This is a genomic window from Novosphingobium sp. (assembly GCF_032093395.1).
GTDB lineage: Bacteria > Pseudomonadota > Alphaproteobacteria > Sphingomonadales > Sphingomonadaceae > Novosphingobium.
In genome coordinates this window covers 1-4,877 of record NZ_DAMDBA010000142.1, presented here as the reverse complement: position 1 = coordinate 4,877, position 4,877 = coordinate 1, and the positions used below count along the sequence as shown (strand labels likewise).

The window sequence follows — 4,877 nt, the reverse complement described above, 5'->3', positions numbered from 1 at the left end:
AATGCCCCTCGGGCATTTTTCAAACAGACTCTAGGGCCTGACGGCAGCCCGATCGAGGCGTGCGGTTCCTGCCAGTGCGGCGTCGCCGGCGAAATGGCCCACCCGCACCGGATAGGTTCCGGCATCGACCACCCAGCCGGCCGTCTGGCCGCCAGGCGCGCCATTTTCGAAGCGGGCGATGACATGCGGATCGACGGTCATCGAAACGCGGCGCGTCTCGCCGGGCGCGAGGCGGACCTTTTCGAAGCCCGCAAGGCGATAGGCCCTGGTGCCGGCTGCGCTCTTCGCCTCGACGTAGAGCTGCGGCACGTCGGCGCCTTCGCGCTTGCCGCTGTTGGTGACGTCGAACTCCACGGTCAGCCCCGCGCCGTCCGAGACCTTGAGGTTGGCATAGCGGAAAGCGGTATAGGTGAGGCCGAAGCCGAAAGGAAACAACGGTTTCCGGTTCTTCGCGGCATACCAGCGATAGCCGACGTCGGCGCCTTCGGGATAGTCGACCGGGAAGGAGGCGACGCCGCCGCTCATGCCGTAGACGGTCTTGTCCCCGGCATCGCGCCCAGCTTCGGCAGCGTGGAGTTCGGCAAGGCCGAGCGGTTCCGGACGCGGCGCCTGATCGACTGCGACCGGGAAAGTGATGGGCAGGCGGCCGGACGGGGCAACCTCTCCAAACAGGATATTGGCGATCGCCTCGCCGCCCCGCTGACCGGGATACCAGGCCTGAAGAATGGCGGGCACGCGGCTGACCCACGGCATCAGCACCGGGCCGCCCGCCTCTACCACCACCAGCGTCTTGCGGTTGGCGCCGGCAACCGCATCGATCAGGGCGTCCTGATCGTCAGGCAGGGCCATGCTCTCGGGGTCTTGCGCCTCGGTGCGCCAGGCCCAGGCGAAGACGATCGCCATGTCCGCCCTCTTCGCGGCGGCGGCGGCGGCCTTGGGATTGCTGCCGTCCAGATAGGTGACGGTGGCGCCCGGCGCCAGCGCCTGGATCGCCTTGAGCGGCGAGGAAGCATGCCATGTGATCCGCGCGAAGGAGGCCGCCGCGCCCTTGGTCAGCGGAATCTCCACCGGCGCGCCGCCCACCGAGCGGACCTGCGAGGATCCACCGCCTGAAAGCACGCCGACGTCGGCATGGGCGCCGATCAGCACGATCTTCTTCGCGGTCCTGGCCAGCGGCAGCAGGTCGCCCTGGTTCTTGAGCAGGACGATGCCTTCCTCCGCCGCACGCTGGGCGACTTCGGCATGGCGCGCGTAGTCGATCGGCTGGGCGCTCTCGGGAACGGGATCGTCCATCAATCCGCTGTCGATCACGCCGAACAGGATGCGGCGGACCATGTCGTCGAGGCGGGCCATCGGGATGCGCCCGGCCTTCACCGCTTCGGCGAACTTCGTGTCGAAGAACATCGCGTCGTCCAGTTCCTGCCCGGAATCCTGGTCGAGGCCGTTGATGGCGGCCTTTTCGGTGGAATGGACCGCGCCCCAGTCCGACATGACCCAGCCCTTGTAGCCCCAGTCCCGCTTGAGCACCTTGTTCAGCAGCCAGTCGTTCTCGCAGGCATAGTCGCCATTGACCTTGTTGTAGGCGCACATGACGGAAGCGGGGTTGCCGCCTTCGATGCCGAGCTGGAAGGCCAGCAGGTCGCTCTCGCGCAGTTCGGCGGTGCCGATCCGGGCGTCCAGCACGGTGCGGCCGGTTTCCTGCGAATTGAGCGCGAAGTGCTTGATGGTGGAGACGATGTGGTTGCTCTGCACGCCCTTGATATGTTCGCCCACCATGACGCCCGCCAGCAGCGGGTCTTCGCCAAGGTATTCGAAATTGCGGCCGTTCCAGGGGTCGCGGGTGAGATTGACGCCGCCCGCCAGCAGCACGTTGAAGGTCTTGGCGCGCGCTTCGGCGCCGATCATCGCGCCGCCCTCATAAGCGAGCTTCGGGTTGAAGGTGGCGGCGGTGGCGATGCTGGCGGGGAGCGCGGTGGCGACGTCGCCCTTGCGCTGCTCGATCTGGTTGGCGACGCCCAGGCTGGCGTCGCTCTCGCGCAGGGTGGGAATGCCAAGGCGCGGGATGCCCGGAACATGCCCGGCCGAGGGGATCATCGCGATCGGCGGCACCGGCTTGGCCAAGGGCGGGAAATAGCCGTGGACGAGTTGCAGCTTCTCTTCCAGCGTCATCGCCTTGACCAGCGCATCGGCGCGCGCCTGCGCGGATTGATGGGTGCCGGTGGTGGATGAGGCCAGGGGAGCGGCCTGTTGCGCCAGGGCCGGAGCGGTGAGGCTGCTGCCTAGGGTCAGCGCGGCCAGCAGGGCGGCAATCTTCATGGTCATCGGCACCTTGGAAAGGAGAGGCTTGGTAGGCGAAAGGTGGGCGGCGGTCGGCTTGCCAGCCGTGCCGCCGCCCAGGATGACGACGCGACCGGAGGAGGGGCAGTCGGTCGTCATGGTCTTTTCTCTCAGCTGTTTAGAAGCTCGCGCGGGCGCGGACGCCCCAGGTGCGAGGGGGCTGGAGGTTCGAGAGGAACACCGGATCGTAGCGCGGCGCGCCGAAGGCACCGGCACCGGTACGGATATGTCCGTTCTCGATGTTCTGGACGAAGGCCTCGACCGAATACTTGCCGTCCGCGGGCTCGAAGCGGATCGAGGCGTCGGAGCGGAAGTAGGCCTTCTGCTTGTCCCAGCTCGTGCCGTTGGTGCCGCGATCCGGCATGTTCTCGGCCGGGTCGTTGGCATTTACGAAGGGATTGGCGTCGCCGTTGAAATAGCTCAGCCAGCTCCGGGTTTCGTAGTGGGTGGTAAAGCGCGGGGTGATGCGGGCGCCGCTCGCCAGTTCGAAATCGTGCTCGTAGCTCAGCGTCGCCGAGAAGCGCGGCGCGTGGGCCAGTTCGTTGCCCTGAAGCTGCACGATCGAGGATGCCTTGCCGCCGTCGTAGAGGCGGCCGTCCACGCTTTCCAGATCGTCCAGCTTGGTCTTCTGCACGGTGGCCGAGAAATTCAGGCGATCGGCGGCCGTGAAGGCGGCGTTCATTTCCGCTTCCAGGCCATAGGCCTTCGCGCCCTTGGCGTTCTGGGTCACGATCTGGCTGCGCACCACATTGCCTTCATCGTCGCGGAAAGTGACCGCCTGGTTGACCTGATATCCCTTGAAGTCGGAATAGTAGGCGGCCAGGTTCAGCGTCACCGCCCGGTCGAGCAGGCGGGTCTTGAGGCCGACTTCGTAGTTGGTCAGCGTTTCGGGATCGGTCAGCCCGGCGTTGTCCTGGATGTTGCCCGACTTGAAGCCGGTGGAAATGCTGGCATAGCCCAGCGTGTCCTCGGCCAGATCGGCATCGACGCGGGCGAGGTAGGTCAGCTTGTCCCACTTGCCCTTCACGTCGTTGCTGGAGATCGAGAAGCCGGGCAGCAGGGCTACGAGTTCCTGTGCGGTGGCGTTCGGATAGGCGCCGAAGATGCCGCCTGTGCAGGCGCCGCCGGGTGCCTTGTCGGCATCGGTGCAGCCTTCGCCCGAGTAGGTCACGTTGCGGCCGCCGATGTCCTGCTTCTTGTCCGAGGTGTAGCGCAGGCCCCCGGTGAAGCGCAGCCAGTCCGACGCGTGCCACACGGCCTGGCCGAACACGGCGCGGCTGTCGATCTGGCGGTTGGCCTGGATGAAGCTGCCGGCCCAGCTGAAGGTGCCGTCGCGGTAGCCGTTGCGCTGGTCGATATCGAAGCGGATCCGGTTCTTCTCGTGGCTGTAATAAGCACCGAGGATCCAGTCGATGGCGTTCTCGCCGGTGGACTTGAGTTGAAGCTCGTGGCTCTGGAAGTCGTAGCGCGAGGAGAGCGTAGCGTTCTCGCCGAAGGCGCCGAGCGGCAGGTCGTTGCCGCCCGCGTCCACCTGGCCGGTTGGCGGCAGGGCGCCTGCGTCGGCGTCGGTACGGGTGCTGCCGCCGATGCGCGACCAGCCGGCGATGTAGCTTACCTGCACGCCGTCGGTGATGTCGTAGTTCATAGTGCTGCGCACGGCGACCGAGTAGCGGTCGGTTTCCGGCGCGGTATCGCTGAGCGTGGACCAGCGCTTGGTGCCCGCGCGCGGGGTCTGGAGCAGGCCGATCACCGGCGCGCCGTTGTCCAGGAAGCCTTCGGCCGAGAGATTCCAGCTGAACTTGTCACCCGGCTGCCAGAGCATCGAGACGCGGCCCGACTGCTGATCCGCCGCGTAGTACTTCTTGCCCGAAGTGACGAAGGCAGACTTGTTGATGCCGACGATGTCGGGCGCGGGCTGATAGTCGGCATAGCCGTCGTGCCGGTCGCTGACGAAGGCGACGCGGAAGGCCAGGCTGTCGGTAACGGGAATGTTGATCGCGCCGCGCACGCCGAGGCGGTCGTAGTTGCCGCCCACCACTTCGACATTGCCCGAAAATTCACCGAGCTTGGGCTTGGCCGAGATCAGGCTGAGCGCGCCGACGGTGGCGTTGCGGCCGAACAGCGTACCCTGCGGGCCGCGCAACACTTCGACGCGTTCCATGTCGTACATCAGTACCGAGGCGCCCTGCGAACGCGGCGAGTAGATACCGTCGATATAGATGGCGACTTCGGGGTCGGCCACTTCGGTATAGGCGCTGTCGTTGCCGATGCCGCGCAGCGTCAACAGCACGGCCGACTGGTCGCCCTGTTGGTTGAACTGCAAGGAAGGCACGAAGCGCGCCAGATCGGTCACGTCCTTCACGCCGTTCTTCGTCAGCGTTTCCTGGCTGAACGCCGAGATCGCGATCGGCGTCGATTGCAGCGTGGTTTCGCGGCGCGTGGCGGTGACGATGATGTCCCCGCTGGAAACGGCGGGCGCGCTCTGCTGGACAGCAGCAGCGTCCTGTGCGTGAGCCGCAGTCGAAATGGAAAAAAGGCAA

The 4,877-nt window shown here is 66.3% G+C and carries 2 protein-coding genes; both read right to left on the bottom strand.

The features are described 5' to 3' along the window. Window positions 1-30: 30 nt before the first annotated feature. Entirely contained in the window at window positions 31-2,322 is a 2,292-nt protein-coding gene (locus RT424_RS23850; RefSeq protein WP_313443300.1) for a beta-glucosidase, read from the bottom strand. 133 nt (window positions 2,323-2,455) lie between these two features. Continuing rightward, window positions 2,456-4,864 carry a TonB-dependent receptor gene (locus RT424_RS23845; RefSeq protein ID WP_313443298.1) on the bottom strand — a complete coding sequence of 803 codons (2,409 nt, stop codon included), beginning with the start codon at window positions 4,862-4,864 and terminating at the stop codon, window positions 2,456-2,458. Window positions 4,865-4,877 lie beyond the last annotated feature (13 nt).